The following is a 21,882-nucleotide window of genomic DNA, read 5'->3' as shown; positions in this document are numbered from 1 at the left end:
ACCAATAATACTTTTTGGATTCACTATTTATATGGTTGTGGATCACTTCTGTCATAAGTGGATCAATATCTTGTCCGGAGTGGGTCATAAAGATGGCAGAGGTGGGGCTAACCTATGTCCTTCTTCAACAATATTTAATTTTCATATAGGACTTTAAAAAGTACATCGGATTGGAGGGAAAGTCGTGGATATTTATTTTTCGCCTGAATTAAATAAACAAGATGCACAAGTATTAAATATCGTGAATCGAGACGGTGAAGCGGTTGGATATCTTTCATATATTGTTGATGAAAAAAAAGTTTATGTGTATGGTCACTTAGAAAATGAAGGGGTCTATGAAGATTTCAAAGACTTAGTTAAGCCATACATTAACGGAATAACCAAGTTAAAAGAAGGTGCGGAAGTTTATCATTTCTTATCGGTTGGCGGGAAAAAAGTAGAACTTTCTGAAGAGAAAAAAAATTAATACACGGAAAAAGTTCTTGACCTAGTGATTTTGTACATTGGTGAGCACTGTTTTGAAAAAGGACATTGTTGTAGTGAAATGAAATATGCTGAATTGTATTTCTACTTATTTAATTATTTATATCAAGATCATCGCGAGGATGGATATTAAACATTTATTTTAAATGCTTATTCTAGAGGGATTTATTGATTAATTCACTAATACAGGTACTATCCAAAAAAATGGATAGTACCTGTATTAGTTTTATATAATCATTGACAGTACTAGTTATTCTACTAACACGTCACCTGTTTTTAAAAGGCTTTGCAATTTCCTGCAATTTGTTTCATTTCGTTTAAAAATGATTAAATTTATTATTTGGTTCTCTAAAGTTTTATCATTTTATTAGTTGTTTTTATTATATCGAAATAGTAAAGCCGGGATCAGAGTTTCATAGTTTCAAAATCGGAATTTCTATAAGAGTTCATCTGAAACTTTGATATAACAACACAAAAGTGAAATGAAGATTGATAAAAAGACTGAATTTTTGAATGCGTTTTCATTAATATAAAAAAAAACGATTAGAAATTCTATTTTCAAATAACATGTAATAAAATATTACACATTTTGAGACAACTCAAAATATTCGAATTATTATAAAGGCAGAAAAGGAGGTAATACATACCAAATAAAAAAAACAAAACGTATTTTTAAAAAAGAGGGGTGGATTTAATTGAAAAAAGCGCTGTTGTTTATGTTATTACTTTTGGCATTAACTCTAACTACTGCATGTTCCTCTGAAGGGGTTGAAGGCAGTGGAGGTGGCGGAATATTAATTATTGGTATTGAATCAGAAGCTGATGTATTAGATCCACACCGAGCAGGTGGATGGGTAACATTCCGTATCAACAGACAAATTCATGAGTCGCTAGTAACTGGAGATTTGTCAGAACCAAATCAAATGTATCCTCCACTAAAGCCAGGCTTAGCAGAATCATGGGATATTTCAGAGGATGGTTTAACATACACATTCCATTTAAGAGAAGGTGTTAAATTCCACGATGGAACTGAATTTAATGCAGAAGCAGTTGAATTCAACGTTCGTCGAGCATGGGACCCAGACTTTGAATACTATGATGCAAATAGTGCGGGGAACTTAAGTTTAGTTTATGAAAGAGTGAAAGATATTCGTGTTGAAGATGAATATACATTCGTATTTGAATTTGATGAGCCATTTTCAGCATTCCTAAGCTTGTTAACACAAGGTGGAATGGGTTCAACAGGAATATTAAGTCCAACAGCACTAATGAAAACTGGGAATGATCAATATGCTGAAAATCCCGTTGGTACTGGGCCATTTAAGTTCGCAGCTCGTGAAAGAGGGCAAAGAATTGAACTTGTTCGTAATGAAGATTATTGGGGTGAAAAACCTCATATTGATGGAGTTATTTTCAGACCAATTCCTGATGGTTCTGCTCGTGTATTAGCGTTAGAGTCTGGTGAGGTAGATATTATCGCGGTTCCAACACCAGACAGTGTTGAACGTTTAGTAGATAGTGGGTTTAAACTTGAACAATCTGCACCACCACATTCATGGTATTTGAACTTTAATTTTGACCATCCTGCCATTTCAGATTTAAGAGTTAGACAGGCAATTATTATGGCAATTGATAGAGAAGGGATGGCGAATGATTTATTAAGAGGAACTGCAACTCCTTCAACAAGTGCACAAACACCTGCAAATTCAGCATTTGACCCAGACTTTGTTGATTATGAGTATAATCCTGAAAAGGCAAAAGAATTATTAGAAGAAGCTGGTTATGGTGATGGTTTTGAGGTTAAGTTTCAAACGTCTATCGATGGTTCAGGACAGCTTATTCCAGTGCCAATGGCTGAATGGATACAAGCAGACTTAGCTAAAGTGGGTATCGATGTTATTTTGGACACTTATGAATGGATTACGTATTTAGGGTTTTGGACAACAATGGATCCAGACGTAGGATTTAACCAAATGTCATGGGGCATGTCTACACCATATTTCATTTCAATCATCGGGAGTGAAAACGGTATAGGGAATGCAGGTAATTACTACAGTGAAGAATTTGATGAACTTGTTCATAAGGCAATTACAGAACTTGATCCAGATGTGGCGGATGAATACTGGAAACAAGCGAATCAAATTTTAGCAGAAGATGCTGCATTTGCTCCAATTGTTAATGATACTGCACCTTATGTAATGGCTGATTATGTTGAAGGCTTTATCGCTCCAAATGAAGAGTGGTATGACCTAATCGATGTAACCATCAACTAAAAACAGATGTAGGTTGCTACCATACTAGCAACCTACATTCTATCAAGATAGGAGGCTTTGCATGTTTATCTATTTATTAAAAAGAATATTATCCATCATTCCTATCCTATTAGGTGTTTCATTCTTAGTATTTTTAATGGTCTACTTAATTCCAGGTGACCCTGCTAGAATTATCCTCGGTCAAGCGGCGACAGAAAGCGCGATTCTTGAATTAAGAGCTGAACTTGGTTTAGATCAACCATTTTTCGTCCAATATGGAATCTGGCTACTCAGTGTCCTGCAAGGAGATTTAGGCACTTCAATCGCGATGAGAATTCCAGTTGCAGACTTTTTACTTCCAAAGTTACTTAACACATTGATTTTAACAGCAGGAGCATTACTTATTTGTCTTGTTGGTGGTGTCCTAATTGGTCTACTAGCTGCGTTAAAAAAGTACACTTTTTTTGATCGCTTTATTATGTTTTTAGCTCAGTTTGGTGCTAATACTCCCGTTTTTTGGTTAGCAATTGTGATCATGTGGTTCTTCTCAATTAAGTTAGGTTGGTTACCTTCATCAGGAATGTATAGCATGAGAACTGGACCAAGTTTCAGTGGTTTATTGCAACATCTAATTTTACCAGCATTTGCAACAGCGACGGTATCTCTAGCAGTTATTGCTAGGTTAACACGTAGTAGCATTATAGAAGTGTTAAACACGGATTATATTAAAACATTCCGTGCCAATGGGATCCCAGAATCTAAAATTATCAGCAAACATGTGTTCAGAAATATTCTTTCTCCACTATTAAACATGTCTGGATTACAAATTGGGTATTTATTGGGTGGAGCACTATTCGTAGAAGTTGTTTTCTCTTGGCCTGGAATAGGAAGTCAATTATACACTTCTATTAATGCTCAAGATATCCCAATGATACAAGCTGGTGTATTATTTATTGCCATTAGCTTCGTGCTACTGAACTTAATAAATGACCTTATCGTAACGTCATTAAATCCAAGACTGAAGAGCTAGGGGGGAATAAAGATGGCAAAAAACTTAGCTATTGATAAAGGAAATTTGACTAAAAAGCAAATTTCATTAGGAAGTAATGCTTTTAAACAATCAATCCGAGTGTTCAAAAAAGATAAGCTGGCGATGACAGGAGCTATTATCATCGCTATCACAATCCTTGTTTCAATTCTTGCACCCGTTATTGCCCCTTATGATCCAAATGTAACAGATGGTTTCAAACGATTAATGGGCATCGGAACTCCAGGCCATATTTTAGGGTTAGATGACCAAGGCAGAGATATACTAAGCCGGCTCATTTGGGGAGGTAGACTGTCATTAGTCTCAGCTATAGTTCCTATTTTGGTCATGTTTGCAGTGAGCTTAACTTTAGGGTTAGTTGCGGGTTATTTCCAGCGACTTGGTGAAGTCATTATGAGGTTATTAGATATTTTGTTTGCCTTCCCAATGGTTTTATTAGCTGTAGCAATCGCGGCGATTGTTGGCTCGGGAATGACTGCGATTATGCTTTCAATCTGTCTTGTTTTACTCCCTTACATGACAAGGGTCGTTTACACATCGACTGTAGCAGAAAAAACAAAAGAGTATGTTGAGGCGGCAAAATCCTTAGGGGCTAATAAATTTGAGATTTTGTTTAAAGAGATTTTACCTAATGTCGTCTCTGACTTAATTGTTTATGCTACGACATTAACAGGTGTAATGATCGTTTTTGCCGCAGGATTAAGCTTCCTTGGCTTGGGTATTCAACCACCTCATGCGGATTGGGGGAGAATGACAGCAGGGGGATTATCGGTACTTACACAAGGCGCTCCTCATGTAGCGACAATCCCAGGACTTGTCATTTTAATTATAGCAACAGCCTTTAACTGGTTAGGGGACGGTCTGCGAGATGCTTTAGATCCATATAAACGTACACAATAAAGAGAGGGAGAGCTGATTATGACTTTACTTGAAATTAATAATTTAGAAGTCCAATTCTCTACTCCAAATGGCTTAGTTAGGGCAGTGAATGGTGTAGATATAACGATTCGAGCTGGTGAAATTATGGCTCTTGTTGGAGAGTCAGGTTCAGGAAAGAGTATTACTGGCCTTTCAATATTAGGACTTATTCCAAAACCAAATGGAAAGATCGTAAATGGTTCAATTAATTTTGAAGATATTAATCTAGTGGAGAGAACGGAAAAAGAGTATCGTAAAATTAGAGGTAATGATATTGCAATGATTTTCCAGAACCCTTTGACAGCGATGGATCCTTCTTTTACAGTAGGAAATCAAATGTTGGAAATTATTCAATATAGACAGGGTCTTTCTAAAAAAGCTGCCATTGAAGAGGCAAAGAATTTACTAGATTTGGTCGGGATTCATGATCCAGATCGAGTGTTAAACTCCTACCCACATGCTTTAAGTGGAGGAATGAGACAAAGGGCAATGATTGCAATGGCATTAAGTTGTAAGCCTAAATTATTAATTGCAGATGAACCAACCACTGCACTAGATGCTACCATTCAAATGCAAATACTAGCCTTGTTAAAAAAGATTAACAAAGAATTAAACACTAGTATTTTATTTATCACCCATGATTTTGGTGTTGTAGCCAACCTTTGTGATTATGTAGCAGTTATGTATGCTGGACGCATTGTTGAATATGGTGAAACACAAGAAATTCTCTCGAAACCAAAACATCCTTATACAAAAGGTTTAATGAATGCGATGCCTGAGACGTCTTTAGACATTCTTGAAAAAAGTTCAAAATGGAAGAAAAAACGACTCCAACAGATCGGTGGGTCACCACCTGATTTATTGAATCTTCCAAATGGTTGTAGTTTTTACAGTCGATGTAATGAGGCAACAAGTGAGTGTCAAAATAAATTTCCTAAAGTAAGCATTAAAGAGAATGGTCATTTAGTGCGATGCTTTAATGAGGAGGAAGCTTATGCAGAACTTATTAGAAGTTAAAGGGTTGGAAAAGGAATTCTCATTAGGAAATGGTTTCTTTAAGAAAAGCTCTAAGACATTTAAAGCAGTAAATGGAATTGACTTAACGATCAAAAAAGGCGAAATCATTGGTTTAATTGGAGAGTCTGGTTCAGGTAAATCGACGATTGGAAGAATGGTTTTAAGATTAATAGAACCTTCTTCAGGCAAGATTATTTATGATGGGAAAGACTTAACCAATCTTTCACATAAGGAAATGAAAGAATATTATCGTAAAATGCAAATTATCTTTCAGGATAGTGCTTCCTCATTTAATCCAAGAAAAACGATTGGCGAGCAAATCGTAAATCCAATGTTAAGATTAGGAGTTGCTAATACTAAAAAGGAGGCTGAGGAGGAAGTATTAAGATTACTAGTAAAAGTTGGTCTAAAAGAAGAGCATTTTATTAGGTATCCACATGAGTTCTCGGGTGGTCAAAGACAAAGAATTGGTATTGCGAGAGCACTTGCATTAAAACCTGAATTTTTAGTTTTAGATGAACCAACTTCAGCACTAGATGTATCAATTCAAGCTCAAATTCTGAATCTATTACTTGACCTCCAAGAAGAATTTAATTTGACTTACTTATTTATCGGACACAATTTAAGTATTATAAAATTTTTCTGTGATCGTGTAGCTGTCTTGTATAAGGGGAGGTTAGTTGAGCTAGCAGATAGTGACACATTATATAAAACTCCTTACCATCCAGTTTCAAGAATGTTATTAGATTCAGTGTTATCGTTAGACAAGAAACCGTTATTGGATAATGTGAATGAAAACACAGGGAAGGGAGGAGGATGTGTATTCTCGGAAAAATGTGGATATGCAATAGACGTTTGTTATGGGGCACATCCAGAAGTTGTACACCTTGATGGTGGTCATCAGTATGCATGTTATAACCCACCTATAGAAGAGGGAGTTGAATTCCAAGATGAACCACAAAGAAAACTTAGTTAATATTGCTTGCATACAGATGGAGCCAGTATTTGGGGATATTCCAGGAAATACGAGAAAATCAATTGAACTTATCAATCAAGCAAGTAATAAAGGGGCAAACATCATTGTCCTGCCTGAGCTATGTAATTCTGGTTATGTGTTTAATAGTCGAATAGAAGCATTATCACTAGCAGAAGAAATTCCGTCAGGCCCTACTGTTCAGTCTTGGATTCGGGTTGCGAAAGAAAATGATGTCTATATTGTCGCAGGGATTAATGAAAAAGAAGGTGATAAGCTTTACAACTCAGCAGTTCTAATTGGACCTGAAGGCTATATAGGGACCTATAGGAAAAATCACCTCTGGAATGAAGAAAAATATTATTTTGAGGAGGGTAACTTAGGGTTTCCTGTGTTTGAAACAAAATATGGGAAGCTTGGTATTTTGGTATGCTATGACATTTGGTTTCCTGAAGCATTTCGAGTTTATGCGAAACATGGTGTTGATTTAGTCTGTGTTGCAACGAATTGGGTACCAATGGCTTATCAACCAAAAGAAGAGAAAAGAATGGCCGTTCATATCGCTCAAGCCAATGCACATATGAACAGTGTTTTTGTAGCCTGTGCAGACCGAGTTGGTGTGGAACGGGGGCAACCCTTCATAGGTAGCAGCGTTATCGTCGATTCTGATGGTTGGTGTGTCACTGGTCCTGCAAGTTATGATGAAGAAGAGTTGTTATTGGCTACTTGTGATTTATCAAAAGCAAGAAGAGGGAAACAGAAAACAAAATTAAATTCTATTATGGATGATCGAAGAGAAGAAATCTATCAAGTCGAACAAAAAATCCATTAATTAAGGAGAGTAAGCTATGGAAGATGAATTATTTCGCATGAGTATATCTGAATTAGCTCCCTTAGTGAAAAACAAAACGATCTCACCTGTTGAGTTAACCGAATCCGTTCTAAGCCAAGCCAAAAAGTATAATCCACAAATTAATGCCTACGTTGACATCACCGAAGAAAATGCATTAGCAGCAGCGAAGCACGCTGAAGAGGAAATTAGTCAAGGAGGATACCGAGGGAAATTACACGGTATCCCTCTGGCCCTCAAAGACATTCTTTATTTTAAGGGTGAAAAAACATCAATTGGTTCGAAAATCCATCAAAATTTTCGTTCAACTGATGATGCCACAGTTGTCTCTAAACTAAAAGACGCTGGAGCAATTTTTACTGGAAAGTTGAATATGCATGAATACGCATGGGGAGGGACAACGAATAATCCGCATTTTGGTCCGTGCAGAAATCCGTGGGACCTTGAAAGAATTCCTGGAGGATCTAGTGGTGGGTCAGGAGCTGCTGTCAGTGCAGATATGACGATTGGTTCATTAGGAACGGATACTGGTGGTTCAATACGTGGACCAGCCGCTTTATGTGGAATCGTCGGATTAAAACCCACACATGGTCTTGTGAGTAAATATGGTTGTTTTCCTCTAGCATGGTCATTAGATCATATCGGACCGATGACCAAAACCGTGGAAGATAACGCCATTATGCTAGAATATATTGCTGGTCAAGACGAAATGGATATTACCACTCAACGTACAGATTCGGTTGAATATTCCAAATTGCTAACTGGAGATATCAAAGGTAAAGTCATAGGAATTGAAGAAGATTTCTTTTTTAGCGATATCGAAAGTGGTGTAGAGAATGAGGTTAGGGAAGGAATTAAGAAATTAGAACAACTGGGTGCAAAAATTGAAATCGTTAAAATTCCTTCCCTGGAATATACCGTCTTTGCAGAAATGACAACAATTATGACAGAAGCAACAACCATTCACCAAAAAAATATGAAGGTTCGTCCAGAAGATTTTGGTACAGATGTCCAATTCCTTTTAAAACTAGGTGAAGTTCCTTCTGCAGTCGATTACTTACAAGCACAACAAGTGAGAACAATCATGAAAAGAGAGTTTTCGAACGTATTTGAAAAAGTAGATGTACTCGTTTCGCCACAGCTCCCATTTACTGCACCTAAAATTGGCGATGATAATATCGTTGGAGCATCTGTCCGATTGATGGCGCCTGCTAATTTGACAGGTTTACCTGCTATTTCAGTTCCTTGTGGATTTAGTGAGGGACTACCAGTCGGTATGCAAATTATGGGGCCAGGATTTAGCGAAGCAATGATTTTAAATATCGCCTATGCGTTTGAAAAAACCAACCCTCTACAAGGGAGAAAACCAAACCTTAATAAAGTTTTAATATAATCTACGAGTTCTATCCTTATCTATTAATCTAGAAATAGATTTGTAATCATAACTTTTCTATTTTTGAAAAAAGTGAGAGGAATGATGGAATGGAACAACCCCTTTACCAGAAAACCATTACTGAATTAGCCCCTTTAATCAAATCTAAAGAAATATCAACGATCGAAGTAACGCAATCAGTATTAAAACAAGCAAAGGACTATAATGTTTTAATTAATGCCTTTATTAGTATAGATGAGGCAAAAGCACTGGAGGATGCTAAGCAAGCAGAAGCAGAAATCAATCAAGGAATTTATAAAGGTCCCTTGCACGGAATTCCAATGGCACTAAAAGATATTTTACACTTTGAAAATGAACGTGTTACATTTGGCTCGAAAATTCATCAAGATTTTATTGCGAGTGAGAATGCTACTGTTGTTTCAAAATTAAAAGAAGTAGGAACAACATTCACTGGAAAACTCAACATGCATGAATATGCATATGGGCCAACAAATAACAATCCTCATTATGGCCCTTGTCGTAATCCATGGAATATGGAAAAAATTCCAGGAGGATCTAGTGGTGGTTCTGCCGCTGCAGTTGCTGCTGATTTAACGATTGCGTCTTTAGGTACTGATACGGCTGGCTCTGTTCGAATTCCAGCTTCAGCTTGCGGAATTGTTGGATTAAAGCCAACTCATGGAAGAGTAAGCAAATATGGGTGCTTTCCGTTATCTTGGTCGTTAGATCATATCGGTCCAATGACAAAAACAGTGGAAGACACGGCGATACTGCTAGAGTATATTGCTGGTTATGATGAAAAAGATCCAACAACAATTGATAAACCTGTTGAAAACTATGCATCTTTCTTAACGGGTGATATCAAAGGAAAAGTAATTGGAATTGAGGAAGATTACTTTTTTAATAGCGTTGATCGTAAGGTAAAACAGTTAGTTGAAACTGCTATAAAACAGCTTGAATCTTTAGGTGCTAAAGTGGAACTAGTCAATATTCCATCACTGAAATATTCGGAATATGCTGAATACATTACGTTTATGGCGGAGTCAGCAACCATTCACCGCAATAACTTGATCAGTCGAATAGATCAATTTGGTCCAGATGTTCAACATTTATTGAAATTCAGCAATATCCCATCAGCTGTAGATTATCTCCAAGGGCAGCAAGTTCGAACAATGATGATCAAAGAATTTGCTAACGTCTTTAATCAAGTAGATGTATTAATATCACCTACATTGCCTGCTCTACCTCCAACAATTGGCGACGAGATGGTTGTTATTAATGGAAAAGAGTATCCTGCATTAGATAGCATAATTCGTTTAACAAGTCCAGCAAACTTAGTAGGAATTCCTGCGATCTCGGTACCGTGCGGATTTAGTAATGGTCTTCCAGTAGGGCTACAAATTATGGGAGCAGCATTCAACGAAAAAGATGTACTAAATTTTGCATATGCTTTTGAAAAGAATAATCCACAATTTTCAAAGAAACCTAATTTAAAAGAATTATTAACGAATTAAATACAAGTAAGTAAAAAAATTAAAAAATGAGGAGTGTTTTCATATGACAATGTATGATCTATTAACTGCAAAAGGAATTGAAGTTACAGAAGAGGAAAGTGTAGCACTTCATGCTCAATGGGAAGGAATTCAAGCATTAAAACAGGATTTGGATGATGTACTACAAAATGAATTAGATATTGCCCTATGCCATGCTCCAAAGGAGGGAAAGTAATATGAGTGAATTAGCAAAAAAGACGATTGCCGACTTAGCGCCCTTAGTCGAATCTAAGGAACTATCACCTGTTGAAATAACTGAAGCAGTTTTAAAAAGAACGAAAGAATATAATCCTACGATAAATGCTTATATTGACATCAATGAGGAAACGGCTCTTGAGGCAGCAAAAGCAGCAGAGGTTGAAATTAGTAATGGAAATTATAAGGGGGTTTTACATGGAATTCCTTTAGCGTTAAAAGATATCCTTAATTTTAAAGGGGAAACCGTTACGTACGGGTCAAAAATTCATAAAGACTTTGTACCAGATTTTGATGCAACGGTTGTAACCAAACTAAAAGAAGCTGGATCTGTTTTTACAGGTAAACTAAATATGCATGAATATGCATGGGGAGCGACAACGGACAACCCCCATTTTGGAGCTTGCCGTAACCCTTGGGATTTACAACGAAATCCAATGGGTTCAAGTGGGGGGTCTGGTGCAGCTGTTGCAGCAGATATGACGATTGCTTCGCTAGGAACTGATACGGGTGGATCGATTCGAATGCCAGCAGCAGCATGTGGAATTGTGGGTTTAAAGCCTACACACGGTCGTGTTAGTAAATATGGATGTTTTCCTCTATCTTGGAGTTTAGACCATATTGGACCAATGACGAAAACAGTTGAAGATGCCGCTATCCTTCTAGAGTATATTGCTGGCTATGATGAAAAAGATCCTACTACAATTGAGAAACCGATTGAGAACTATTCTAACTATCTAACAGGTGATATTAAAGGAAAAGTTATCGGTATTATTGAGGATTATTTCTTCCAAGAAATTGACAATGGTATTGAAAAAACAGTTAGAGACGGAATTAAGCAACTCGAAAGTATGGGTGCAACGGTAGAAGTAATTAAAGTCCGATCGCTTAAATATGCAATGTACGCAGAGTATATTACAATTTTAGCAGAATCATCAACCATACATGCCCGTAACATTCAAACGCGTCCGAATGATTTCGGTGAGGATGTCAGATTAAATCTAAAGCTTGGTATGGTTCCAAGTGGTGTTGATTACTTACAAGCACAACAAATAAGAAGAATGATTGATATGGAGTTTTTAAAAGCATTTGAAAAAGTCGATGTTATCATTGGTCCATCTTTACCTGTCGCTCCGCCTACCATTGGAATTGATACGACTAGTCAAGGTGTTCGTTTATCTTGCCCTGCTAACCTTACAGGACTCCCATCTATATCTGTTCCTTGTGGTATAAGCGAAGGGTTACCAGTAGGAATGCAAATCATTGGTCCAGCCTTTAAAGAAGCCGAAATTCTTAACTTTGCATATGCCTTAGAGAAAACAAATCCTTTAAATGGCCTTAAACCATCATTTGAAGAAGAGTTAAATAAAAGTGTTATTTAACGAAAAGTAAATATTAAAACGGAAAATTGAGAAAACAAGCGGTTGCTTGTTTTTCTCAATTTTTATCTAATTATGTTCTTATGGAGGACCGATCGTGGAGACAAAAGATATAAGATTGTTAGCTAATATAGCTGATTTACCTTTATCAGAAGAGCGGCCGAGCAAATTAAAGATCATCATGCCTACCGTTTACAGCGACCAAACTAGGAGAAACAAAAGTTTCTATTAATGGGAAGGAAGAGGATATGTTATCGGCAATCATGCAGTTTACAGGGATTCCAAGTTTAGCTGGGTTGCCTGCATTAAGTATTCCATGTGGCTTTGATGATAACGAATTGCCAATTGGAATGCAGAATATTGGTAAACCTTTCGAAGAAGCAACTTTATTTAGAGTGGGCCAAGCGTTTCAAGAAACAACGAACTTTCATGAACAATCACCTATTATCAAGAGTTCATTAGTCTAAGGTCGAATACGTCAGAGGAACCTAGGTACATTCGTAGCAGTCAGAAAAAATCATTGAAGCTCTTAAAGAAGGTGATAGAGGTTATCAAAAATCCAAACAAAAAGGAATAATTATTAAATAATCATAATTGCATAAGGGATTGAGAAAGAGCGTACCTATTTTTAGGAACGCTCTTTCAATTCTGCTATTTATCGTAAAAAATATAATTTATTTAATGGCAGGTCTGTAATCGGTTCTGCTTCAATAGGTACGTCATCAATGGAAACTTTATACGTTTCGGGGTCAACTTTTATATTTGGACAGTAATCGTTTCGGATCATATCCTTTTTTCCGATATTTCTAGTATTTCTTACAGGTAAGAGCTTTTGTGCTGAATTAGGCACTTTTTCTTTTAAGCCTTTTTCTAACGCTAGTTTATTAGTAAAAACATAAGAGAGACGATTTGGATTACTACCGAATGCTCCAAATTGAGGTCGATAGGTGATCGGTTGACATGTCATTACTGACGCATTCGGTTCGCCCATAGCTGACCAGACAACAAAACCAGATTTTATGATTCTTTCAGGTTTGGCACCAAAAAAGTCATGCTTCCATAAAACAATATCAGCCACTTTACCTGGCTTGATGGACCCGACATAATCCTGAATTCCAAGTGCAATTGCTGGATTTGATGTATATTTGGCTAAATAGCGGAGCACACGATTGTTATCATTGTACTCAGAGTCACCAGCAAGTGGTCCGCGTTGCAATTTCATTTTAGCAGCGAGTTGCCATGTTCGTGAAATGGTTTCTCCTACACGACCCATACCTTGGGAGTCTGAGCTCATCATACTAATGGCACCAAGATCGTGTAAGACATCTTCTGCACCAATTGTTTCATAGCGAACGCGAGAGTCCGCGAATGATACATCTTCTGGAATTAACGGGTTTAAATGGTGGGCGACCATGATCATATCTAAATGTTCATCAACTGTATTTACAGTAAAAGGATTGGTTGGATTCGTTGAAGAAGGGAGTATCCAAGGGTAAGAAACGCATTCTAGTATATCTGGTGCATGACCGCCACCAGCTCCTTCAACATGGTAAGCATGGATCGTGCGCTTATTTATGGCGTTTAATGTATCATCTACATAACCTGCTTCGTTAAGCGTGTCGGTGTGAATTTGAACTTGAACATCGTATTCATCGGCCACAGCTAAGCAGTTATCAATAACAGCAGGAGTCGCTCCCCAGTCTTCATGAATTTTAAGACCTATGACACCAGCTTCAATCTGCTCGATAACAGCTTCTCGTTGGCTTAATGTTCCTTTACCAATAATTCCTACATTGATTGGGAATGATTCAAACGCTTCAATCATCCGTTGTACATTAAACTCACCAGCAGCATCAATGGCAAGTGTAACTGGACCACTGCCGCCGCCGATCATCGTCGTAAGGCCGCTACTTAGTGATTCATTAACCTGGTCTGCTGATATAAAGTGAATATGAGTGTCAATGCCACCAGCTGTTGCAATCATACCTGGGGAAGCGGAGATGATGTCTGTACCTGGTCCAATAACAAGACCAGGAGTAATATCCATGGTTTCTGGGTTTCCAGCTTTACCGATGCCAACGATGATACCATCTTTGATTCCGATATCACCTTTGATAATACCTAGTTCAGGATCCATTATAATGACGTTAGTAATGGCAAAATCAAGTGTTTCGCTTTTACTCGATGTGTTGGATAGCCCCATCCCATCTCTAACCGTTTTTCCGCCTCCAACGACTGCTTCGTCACCGTATGATTCTTTGTTATAATCTTTTTCGATCTCAATCCATAAATTTGTATCAGCTAAGCTAATCTTATCGCCTACTGTTGGACCATAAACTTCTCCATAGTTTCTTCTGCTATATTTCACCTTTAATTCACCTCATCTTCCTCTAAAAATAAAAATCCTCTTTCACTGGCCATTCTTAAAGCTTCCTGTTTGACGGTTTCGTCTTCCACATTTCCCATCGTTAAACCATTAAAGCCAATAATATTTTTGTTGCCGTTATACTCAACTAACGTAACAATTGACTCATCACCAGGTTCGAATCGAACAGCCGTACCTGATAAAATATCTAGATGCATTCCAAACGCTTTTTCTCGGTTAAACTTAAGGGCCTTGTTTGCTTCAAAGAAATGAAAATGTGAACCTACTTGAATAGGTCGATCTCCGCAATGGATTACTTTTAGTTTCACTCGCTTGGACTGTTCATTTATAGTGATATCCTCGTTCTTATAAATCACTGAACTAACTTCTAACCCTTCGAAATTCAATGCATTCCACTCCTTTAATTGAGAGTTATGTAAGTTTCGCCTTCAAGTTCTAATCGGTTTGAGCAAGTAATAGGGTCGTAAACGGTTATTAGTTTTGCTTCATCATCAAACATTCCTTCGACTTGGATTATTGGAATTAGCTTATCGACTCCCGTCATGACATCTTCCTTTGTGAGAATTCTTCTTCCCAATGCAATAACATCTGATAAGCTTTTATTTCCGTAACGAGCCTGTTCTAAAAGTTCATCACAAATGATCGCAATCGTTTCAGGGTGGTTTAATTTCACACCGTCTCTAAATTTTCTTCTTGCAAATTCTGCTGCAACAAAAAGTGTTAATCTTTCGTTTTCTCTTGGGGTTAAATGCATAGCTTTCCCTCCAAATATTAGATTCTATGACATACATAAGCGTGAAAAAAGAGTTTCATGTTTCAATGAGGCTAATTGCAGACCAGGGGTAAATGAAGAAATATCATTTAAAGTAAGAGATTCATAGTCAAATGGTTGATTGAGCATTCCATCTCTAATGGAGGCCAGAACTTTTTGTGACTCTACTTGTCCTAAAGGAATAATGCGGCTTGATACATATACAAGGTTGGATAGAGAAGAGTATAAGTAGGTGTAAACAGCATCTTCCAAAGACAAATCTAAAATAGACGTAATGGCTCCATAAATTACTGGATAATGACTAATTTTTAGCTTTTTTAAATGAGTTAAGGCTTCTAATGTTTTGCCTGTATACAAAGGGATGATACCTGTTAAAAGTGATCGACCTGTTTTCGTACTAGCTATTGCTAATTCTTCTTCTAGTTTAAAAGCAGTATAATATTGATCAAGATGGCGTAATGCTTCAACCTCGTTGTTTTTCATCGCATAAAATGCTTCTTTTAGAAAAATAACATCTGAATTTTTCATAGTGTCTAATTGAACATGTAAAATCTTTAAAACATCTTTTCCTGATTTGATCGTAGAAGATTGAATGTAAGTTTCAAGACCTAATGAATGATTAAACCCTCCTGTTGGAAAGGTTCCACCAGAAATTTGTAGCCATGTTAATAAGTTAGAAATATGTTTATTTGCGAATATAAGGCAAACCCTCCTTTAGTAACTGGGGTCGAACGTTTTCCCATATGATTTTAAACGCTGTCTTAATGGAATAATGGTTGTTAGCTAAAGCCTTTATAACGATGACTCCACTGTGGTGAAGGGTACAAGCAATGTTCATTTTTTCAGTTATATCTTTTATGGAGTGACGTATGTTCTCTACTAAATCCCTGTTATTTTCAAACGAGTAAATGTAGAGACTTCCGTAATGACTGAAATCTTCCATAAAGCCTAAACCAAGGTAGTCTTTATTTTGAGGGCTAATGTTAAAACGCTCAAACAAGACTACGTTACCATTCATTCTTATTTCTAAATTACTCGTTAGGTTTGAAAAGTGTAAGAACTCACCAAAATTTTTCCTCCCTAAAAAAAGAATTTCAGAGGCGGCTACGCATGAATGTTCATGTAAATCTATAATTGTATTGGTATTTAAAGAGCTATTTTTATACAATGTAATTTCTTCGGGGAAATATTCTAGGCTTGCACCTTGTTCAACATCAAAAAAGTTAGTCATTGTCGCATATCCATCCTCCATTGGATGAATTTTAGTAGCAGAATTATTCGTTAAGTAGAGGTGCGAATTTTCTTTTATTTTGATATCACAAACAAGGGTATCATGAGCTAACATCCCACCTGAAATATCCATCATATATAGGTAAGCAGTGCCGATGGTATCCAAATAAAAAGGTCTCATTACTTTAACAGGTGAAGAAAATGTAAGATTTGATAGAATGCTTTTTTTCTCGCTGGACAGAACAGTTAGATTAAGTCTTCCAAACACTAGGTAACCTCCTGGGGTAAATGAAGTAAATATAAATCCATTAAGTGATATTGATGTAATGGGGGAAAGATCATGATGATAGAATTAGATAGAACTTGAGTTATTGGTCGCACGATCCATTCTCAGTTACTTCAATCATATGAGAATACTACTAATAAGCAAGTAGTTTGTCAGATATCTTTCAATAGTTTTTTTGGGTTTAAAAGAGGGGGTTACCCGTTCAAGTTTAACTAGCCGTTGAAAACAGCTAGTTAAACTTGAAGGCTTTAATACCTAAAAACTAGCAGGCATTCCCGTTAAACGCTCATTTTTCCAAAACTCCAATAATTGGAGTGAACCTTGATTACGTCTTCTACTAATTTCTTTTGACCCTCAGTTACGATATAAGTCGTAGCAGGTGTGTTTATTTTATATGGATCTTCTACAGGCGTATTTATCTCACTCATCGCTTCTACTATTCGTAAGGAGCAAAACGGTACGTAGTCTGCACTGTAACCACCTTCATGACAAGCGATTAATTTACCATCACAATGCTTTTCAGCTAACTTCTTCATGAAGTCGGCAAGTTGATAGTAACCTTCTGCATCGACCATCATTCTTCCAAGGGGATCATAATTGCTGGCATCTTGGCCCGCTGAAATATAAATTAATTCAGGTTTAAATTCTTTTGCAATTGGACCTATGATTTGTTCAAATGCATGCATATAACCAGCATTCCCAGTCCCTGCAGGAAGCGGAATATTGATGTTGTACCCTTCCCCTTTTCCTTCACCTGTATGTTCAACTAGACCGCTATTAGCAGGGTAATTTAATTCTTGATGCAACGAGACAAAGAGGACGTCAGGATCGTCATAGAACGCTTGCTCTGTTCCATTCCCGTGATGAACGTCCCAGTCTACAATGAGTATGCGTTTGAGGCCATATTTCTTTTTTGCATATTTTGCCGCAATTGCGACATGATTGAAGATACAAAACCCCATCCCACGATCGCGTTCAGCATGATGACCACATGGACGAATTAGCGCGTACACATTATCAACGTCTCCATTCATTACAGCGTCTGTTGCTGTAATCGCGCCTCCCGTTGCTAATTTTGCAATTTCAAAAGATCCCTTCCCAAAAAGAGATAATTCGCCAGCATCTCCACCTGTTTGATCACTTAACTCCTTAATATTATCGATGTATTCAGAGGTATGGAAATACTCTAATTCTTCTCTTGTAGCTGTTCTCGGGGAGATTTTTTCTAACTGATCATATAAACCGCTTAATTCTAATAAGTTCTTAAATCTTCTCTTCGTAGCAGGATTTTCAGCGTGTATATTCGGTTCAACCCAGCCTCCCGGTGGAAGAAAGAGAGAACCATTCCCTGTGTTATGCCAAAAAAAGCTTTCATGACTTATAAATCCAGTTTTTTTCATACTTTTTCCCTCCAGAATAGAATTTGTAAGTGAAACAAAAATAAAGAAGCATGTTACTTGGTTATTACAAACATGGAACACATTCTTTCTGTTTGACTCTTCTGAGTGGAAAACTATTTACAATTTTTGTCATACATTAACTAGCAGTCATACCCCTAAGAAACGTTAAAGCAATGAAAAAGATAATAGGGAAGCAACCGCCAGTTATGCCTGATGGTTACAGCTCAGCAACAGTAGGAAATGATAAACCCTCAATGATGAAAGCTTGACTCGATCCCTTTTTCAAGTATGTAAAACTTATTCCGAATAATAATTGCAGTTTTTATATTTGTAAATAGACTAGTTCCGTTTCTTACAATCGTTCTGTTGATAAAAACCCTTCCTTTTTGAACTGACCAAATGGACTATGTTAAAGCTTTTTGTCGATCACTTAGTAGAGTTTCGGCCGATCGTTTGAAATATGCTATCTCTCATCCAGAGCCTTATTATCCATCGTAACTTAACGAACCCTTTACTCAACACAATTTAATGCTCCATACCTAATGATGGAGCGGACGTATGAAGAAAGAGAGTAAGAATATCTGACTAGTTTATTGTAAAGACAAGGAGATTGGGATAATTTTTTAACAAGACAAACTACCAAACTATCAAAGAAAGGGGGTTCTAACCATCATTCGATCTCTCCATTGCAAAAGCAATTTTCTACCATCTCAACCCTTACTTATCGTTGAAAGAGAGTGTTACAAAGAAGTAAAGCCTATTAGTAGTGATATCGCATTGTTTTACCAATATAAAACGGGCAGTCACTCTACCGAGAGCCTCTCAATTGTTCCTGATGGATGTTTTGACGTGTTATTTTGTTGCAACCCCTTAGTTCCTTCTGCTGTCGTTTGGACAAGCTCATTAAAATACAGTAAACATAAGCAGTCGAATTTCTATATCAATTGTGAATACTTTGGGGTGAGATTTTTCCCTGAACAAAATTTATTGAAACTTAATTACTCGATGAAAGAAATCCTTAATAAACAAATTCCTTTATGTGATGCTGTTTCTTTTGACGAAAGGATTATTGAGAGGATTGCGGCCGCTACATCGTTTGAAGAGAGGATAAGATTTTTTAAAAAACATATGAAAGTCTCAAGAGTTGACGCTAAATATGATCAGAATATTATTAACTTTACATTACATGAGATTTATTCATCAAAGCGTCAGCTAAACATAAAAAGATTATCGGAGCAATCAGGTTACTCTGACCGTTATTTACGAAAGAAGTTTGAAGAATATATTGGTTTTTCGCCGAAACAATTTAGTCAAATTGTAAAGTTTCAAAGTGCGATGAAAAAAATACTACTGTCGGAAAATTTTGTCCTTTCGGAGATTGTTCATGAAAATGGGTACTATGATCAATCCCATTTAATTAAAGACTTTAAGAAATATTCGAATTTGCCCCCCTGTCAATTTAAAGAACATTACGAAACAATGGTACGCAATATTCGAATACCTTACACTGTGTCGTAATGTAACTTATAAAAAGAAAGGTGATGAGATTAGTGGAACTAAATAAACTTATAAACAACATCGAGGATCGGCCATTTACTATTAACGAAGCTACAATTGTTGAATTGCAAGAAGCGCTTGAAAGAGGCAAACTGATTTCCGAGGAGTTAGTAACCTACTATCTTCAAAGAATTGAGATGTATGATAAAAAAGGGCCAGCGATAAATTCTATTATTTATATTAATGATCAAGCGTTGGAAACGGCTCGTTCATTGGATGAAGAAAGAAGAAGATCGGGGAAACGGGGGTTATTGCATGGGATACCCATCATCTTAAAAGATAATTTTGATACGTATGATATGCCAACATCAGCTGGGTCTAAAGTTCTGAAGGATTCCATTCCATTAAAGGACTCTTTTATAGTTAAGCAATTGCGGGAAGCGGGAGCTATTATTCTAGCTAAATCCAATCTACATGAATTTGCTTTTGGGATTTCAACAAACAGTTCACTTGGAGGTCAAACATTAAACCCATATAATCTGAGCAAGCATGCAGGTGGTTCGAGTGGAGGAACGGGTGCTGCAATCGCAGCAAACTTCGCAGCCGTTGGGTTGGGAACAGATACAGGTTGTTCCATTCGGTACCCTGCCTCTCAAAATAACTTAGTAGGCTTACGTGCGACATTTGGATTAACGAGTCGTTCTGGAATAGTTCCGATTTCAACTACACAAGATGTGGGAGGTCCGATTGGCAGAACAGTCTCAGACGTCGCAGCTGTAATGGATGTCATTTCTGGAAAACTAGATTCTCGCGATCCTATTACGGAATTTGGTGTTGGTAAAAAACCTAAGAGCTTTCTTGCTCATTTAAAAGAAAATTCATTACAAGGGACAACAATTGGTGTGTTCAGAGACTACTTTGGTCAAGGGGAAGAAGCCACAGATACCAATTCGTTGCTTGAAGCATCCATCCAAAAGATGGAAAAACTAGGTGCTGAAATGATTGATATTACATTACCTGAAATGTTTGAATTCGACGCATCTGTTGTTTCTTGGGAATTTGAATCTGCGTTAAACAACTATTTTCAATCATTGGGCGAGACTCGTCCTGTCACTTCTTTAAAAGATTTAATTGATCAAGCACAACATATTGAGGGTATTGATGGTTATTTAAAAGAAGCACTCGGTAAATCTTTAGAGGATGTTCAATATAAATCGGCATTAGAAAATAGAGGGAAACTGCGTAAAGGAATATTGCAACAAATGGAGTTACATGGTCTTGATGCTATTTATTATCCAACTTTTAAAACGTCCACCTCGTTAGTTGATGAACAACGTTGGGAAGATAACAATGGGTATTTGAGTGCAAACTCTGGATTACCTGCCATTAGTTTTCCAATTGGCTTTACAGCTGATGGATTTCCAGTTGGAGCCGAATTGCTAGGAAGAGCTTTTGAGGAAGCGAAATTAATTGAACTTGCTTATTCTTATGAAAAAGCAACTAAACATAGAACACCTCCATCATTAACTCCTTAATGTAACTTTTGTTTACATAAATAACTCTCTCTTTCCCAAAGTTTTACTATATTCATAAAAATGAGAGTCATATAGAGGCTGTTTCAATGGATCGATAGTATCCTTTTGAGACAGTCTTTAAGAGACTATTTTACCTTTTTAGCATAGAAAGTATCGACCCTAATATACGATTGAGATGAAGGAAGAAAGAGGGTGTTGAACAATAAAAGCAAAAGGGTTATTTATATCAAATCCTTGCCATGATTGAATAGCGATAAAATAAATACCTTCATCACTAATTCTAGCGATCTGTTCATCTAAAGCAGGTCCATAAGTTGAGGATAGTTGTTCCTCTAACATCATTGTACTTTCATTTAGTTTGAATAAATGTAAGTCATAATCTACATTCTGTGAAGCTACAGTTTGCATAAATACGGTTAGTTTCCCATGTTCAAGATTCTCAAAGGCGAACCATTTTGTTTGCCCTTCTTCTGTTATATAGTCTGAATAAACATCGTCAATTTGTATCCAATAAGCGCTGTTAGGATTATCATTTAATTCGACCGTTTGTGAGATCTGGGCTTCAATATCATTTTTTTTATTTAATAAATCATTAGCTTTGCATAAAGTTATTAAAAATTTGTCAAGTAGTTTCGAGTAGAAATTTATGGTTTCAAGACATAAAAAAACTCCTTATAATTAGGTTTGGTAGTTCTGTCCAAATCCAAATTAAAAG

At 36.8% G+C, this 21,882-nt stretch carries 20 protein-coding genes and 1 pseudogene; 14 read left to right on the top strand and 7 right to left on the bottom strand.

The window, feature by feature from the left end:
- Positions 1-184 precede the first annotated feature (184 nt).
- The 12 genes and pseudogenes from M3212_RS20810 to M3212_RS20755 form a co-directional block, all read left to right on the top strand.
- Positions 185-466: a hypothetical protein gene (locus M3212_RS20810; protein ID WP_075384669.1), complete on the top strand. Its 282-nt coding sequence runs from the start codon at positions 185-187 to the stop codon at positions 464-466.
- Positions 467-1,178: 712 nt separating this feature from the next.
- Entirely contained in the window at positions 1,179-2,756 is a 1,578-nt protein-coding gene (locus M3212_RS20805) for an ABC transporter substrate-binding protein (protein WP_251195850.1), read from the top strand.
- A gap of 61 nt (positions 2,757-2,817) precedes the next feature.
- Positions 2,818-3,765: an ABC transporter permease gene (locus M3212_RS20800; protein WP_251195849.1), complete on the top strand. Its 948-nt coding sequence runs from the start codon at positions 2,818-2,820 to the stop codon at positions 3,763-3,765.
- A gap of 12 nt (positions 3,766-3,777) precedes the next feature.
- Complete coding sequence (locus M3212_RS20795; RefSeq protein WP_251195848.1) at positions 3,778-4,683, top strand: ABC transporter permease; 906 nt, start codon at positions 3,778-3,780, stop codon at positions 4,681-4,683.
- An 18-nt stretch (positions 4,684-4,701) separates the two neighbouring features.
- Positions 4,702-5,718, top strand: a complete 1,017-nt coding sequence (locus M3212_RS20790) for an ABC transporter ATP-binding protein (protein ID WP_251195847.1) — start codon at positions 4,702-4,704, stop codon at positions 5,716-5,718.
- On the top strand, positions 5,696-6,694 hold the full coding sequence (locus tag M3212_RS20785; RefSeq protein ID WP_251195846.1) for an ABC transporter ATP-binding protein: 999 nt from the start codon (positions 5,696-5,698) through the stop codon (positions 6,692-6,694). The genes M3212_RS20790 and M3212_RS20785 overlap by 23 nt, the downstream gene beginning before the upstream one ends.
- Complete coding sequence (locus M3212_RS20780; protein WP_251195845.1) at positions 6,669-7,523, top strand: nitrilase family protein; 855 nt, start codon at positions 6,669-6,671, stop codon at positions 7,521-7,523. The genes M3212_RS20785 and M3212_RS20780 overlap by 26 nt, the downstream gene beginning before the upstream one ends.
- 16 nt (positions 7,524-7,539) lie before the next feature.
- A complete protein-coding gene (locus tag M3212_RS20775; RefSeq protein WP_251195844.1) occupies positions 7,540-8,934 on the top strand; it encodes an amidase in 1,395 nt (464 codons plus the stop codon).
- 89 nt (positions 8,935-9,023) lie between these two features.
- On the top strand, positions 9,024-10,448 hold the full coding sequence (locus tag M3212_RS20770) for an amidase (protein WP_251195843.1): 1,425 nt from the start codon (positions 9,024-9,026) through the stop codon (positions 10,446-10,448).
- A 43-nt stretch (positions 10,449-10,491) separates the two neighbouring features.
- Positions 10,492-10,662 (top strand): hypothetical protein, encoded by a 171-nt coding sequence (locus M3212_RS20765; protein WP_251195842.1) that lies wholly within the window; start codon positions 10,492-10,494, stop codon positions 10,660-10,662.
- Position 10,663: 1 nt separating this feature from the next.
- On the top strand, positions 10,664-12,064 hold the full coding sequence (locus M3212_RS20760; protein ID WP_251195841.1) for an amidase: 1,401 nt from the start codon (positions 10,664-10,666) through the stop codon (positions 12,062-12,064).
- A 203-nt stretch (positions 12,065-12,267) separates the two neighbouring features.
- Positions 12,268-12,528: pseudogene (locus M3212_RS20755) on the top strand (amidase family protein); the annotation flags it as partial.
- 188 nt (positions 12,529-12,716) lie between these two features.
- On the opposite strand, the gene ureC reads toward M3212_RS20755, so the two are convergent.
- From ureC to M3212_RS20725, 6 genes are all read right to left on the bottom strand, one after another.
- Positions 12,717-14,429: an urease subunit alpha gene (ureC, locus tag M3212_RS20750; RefSeq protein WP_251195840.1), complete on the bottom strand. Its 1,713-nt coding sequence runs from the start codon at positions 14,427-14,429 to the stop codon at positions 12,717-12,719.
- A gap of 2 nt (positions 14,430-14,431) precedes the next feature.
- A complete protein-coding gene (gene ureB / locus M3212_RS20745; protein WP_285874911.1) occupies positions 14,432-14,833 on the bottom strand; it encodes an urease subunit beta in 402 nt (133 codons plus the stop codon).
- A gap of 14 nt (positions 14,834-14,847) precedes the next feature.
- The gene (gene ureA, locus M3212_RS20740; RefSeq protein WP_251195839.1) at positions 14,848-15,201 is read right to left on the bottom strand and encodes an urease subunit gamma; all 354 of its coding nucleotides are present in this window, start codon (positions 15,199-15,201) and stop codon (positions 14,848-14,850) included.
- Positions 15,202-15,225: 24 nt separating this feature from the next.
- The gene (locus M3212_RS20735) at positions 15,226-15,798 is read right to left on the bottom strand and encodes an urease accessory protein UreF (RefSeq protein WP_349774215.1); all 573 of its coding nucleotides are present in this window, start codon (positions 15,796-15,798) and stop codon (positions 15,226-15,228) included.
- A gap of 106 nt (positions 15,799-15,904) precedes the next feature.
- Positions 15,905-16,717: an urease accessory protein UreD gene (locus M3212_RS20730; RefSeq protein WP_251195837.1), complete on the bottom strand. Its 813-nt coding sequence runs from the start codon at positions 16,715-16,717 to the stop codon at positions 15,905-15,907.
- Between the two features lie 296 nt (positions 16,718-17,013).
- A complete protein-coding gene (locus M3212_RS20725) occupies positions 17,014-18,135 on the bottom strand; it encodes a class II histone deacetylase (protein WP_251195836.1) in 1,122 nt (373 codons plus the stop codon).
- 777 nt (positions 18,136-18,912) lie between these two features.
- Here M3212_RS20725 and M3212_RS20720 point away from each other — a divergent pair.
- Both M3212_RS20720 and M3212_RS20715 read left to right on the top strand, forming a co-directional pair.
- Positions 18,913-19,653: a helix-turn-helix domain-containing protein gene (locus M3212_RS20720; protein ID WP_251195835.1), complete on the top strand. Its 741-nt coding sequence runs from the start codon at positions 18,913-18,915 to the stop codon at positions 19,651-19,653.
- A gap of 32 nt (positions 19,654-19,685) precedes the next feature.
- Positions 19,686-21,167, top strand: a complete 1,482-nt coding sequence (locus M3212_RS20715; RefSeq protein ID WP_251195834.1) for an amidase family protein — start codon at positions 19,686-19,688, stop codon at positions 21,165-21,167.
- A gap of 159 nt (positions 21,168-21,326) precedes the next feature.
- Here the strand turns inward: M3212_RS20715 and M3212_RS20710 are convergent, their stop codons facing one another.
- The gene (locus M3212_RS20710; protein ID WP_251195833.1) at positions 21,327-21,575 is read right to left on the bottom strand and encodes a hypothetical protein; all 249 of its coding nucleotides are present in this window, start codon (positions 21,573-21,575) and stop codon (positions 21,327-21,329) included.
- Positions 21,576-21,882: the final 307 nt, after the last annotated feature.

The sequence above is a fragment of the Halalkalibacter oceani genome, from assembly GCF_023715705.1.
Taxonomy (GTDB): domain Bacteria; phylum Bacillota; class Bacilli; order Bacillales; family Bacillaceae_D; genus Halalkalibacter; species Halalkalibacter oceani_A.
This window is presented reverse-complemented; position numbering and strand designations above follow the sequence as displayed.